The 1,076-nt window shown below is 68.4% G+C and carries 1 protein-coding gene; it reads right to left on the bottom strand.

Annotated elements, in window-relative coordinates:
• Nucleotides 1-1,076, bottom strand: a 1,076-nt coding sequence (locus tag P0D80_RS50385) for an NAD-dependent succinate-semialdehyde dehydrogenase (RefSeq protein WP_408296289.1), incomplete at both ends; no start/stop codon positions are given.

The raw sequence follows: 1,076 nt of genomic DNA, 5'->3' as shown, positions 1-1,076 counted from the left end.
TACGGCAGACGGTTGGCTTCGGCGATCGCTTCCTCGAGCTTGTCGAAGCCGCGAATCGCGGCGATCGGGCCGAACGGCTCGTTGTTGAACACGTCCGATTCGAGCGACACGTTGGTCAGCACGGTCGGCGCAAAGAAGTTGCCTTCCGAGCCCACGCGCTCGCCGCCGGTTTCGACCTTGGCGCCGGTCTTGCGCGCGTCGTCGAGCACCTTGCTCATCGCCGTGAGACGGCGTGCGTTGGCGAGCGGGCCGAGCGTGGTGCCTTCGGCGAGGCCGTCGCCGAGCTTGAGGCCTTCAGCGTGCTTGACCAGCGCCGCGGCAAATTCTTCGCGGATGCTGTTGTGCACGAGGAAGCGCGTCGGCGAGATGCAGACCTGACCGGCATTGCGGAACTTCGCACCGCCCGCGGCTTTCACGGCGAGCGCCACGTCGGCGTCTTCGGCCACGATCACCGGCGCATGACCGCCCAGTTCCATCGTCGCGCGCTTCATGTGCGCGCCGGCCAGTGCGGCCAGTTGCTTGCCGACCGGCGTCGAGCCGGTGAACGTGACCTTACGGATCACCGGATGCGGAATCAGGTAGCTCGAAATCTCAGCCGGGTCACCGAACACGAGGCCGACCGTGCCCGCCGGCACGCCGGCTTCGACGAAAGCCTGCAGCAGCGCGGCCGGCGATGCCGGGGTTTCTTCCGGCGCCTTGACGAGGAACGAGCAGCCGCACGCGAGCGCGGCGCTCAGCTTGCGCACCACCTGGTTGACCGGGAAGTTCCAGGGCGTGAAGGCGGCTACCGGGCCGATCGGTTCCTTGAGCACCAGTTGCTGCGCCGCGAGGTTGCGCGACGGCACGATCCGGCCATAGACACGGCGGCCTTCGTCGGCGAACCATTCGATGATGTCCGCCGCCGCCAGCACTTCGACGCGTGCTTCGGCAAACGGCTTGCCCTGTTCCAGCGTCATCAGGCGGCCGATGTCCGAGGCGCGCTCGCGCACCAGCGCGGCGGCCTTGCGCATGGTCGTGGCGCGCTCGTTGGCCGGCACTTTGCGCCAGGCTTCGAAGCCGCGCTGCGCGGCGGCCAG

Origin of the sequence: Paraburkholderia sp. RL17-373-BIF-A (assembly GCF_046030175.1) — a bacterium.
In the GTDB taxonomy this organism is placed as follows: domain Bacteria; phylum Pseudomonadota; class Gammaproteobacteria; order Burkholderiales; family Burkholderiaceae; genus Paraburkholderia.
The sequence above is the reverse complement of the archived record's forward strand: the minus strand, read 5'-3'. Positions and strand labels throughout refer to the sequence as shown.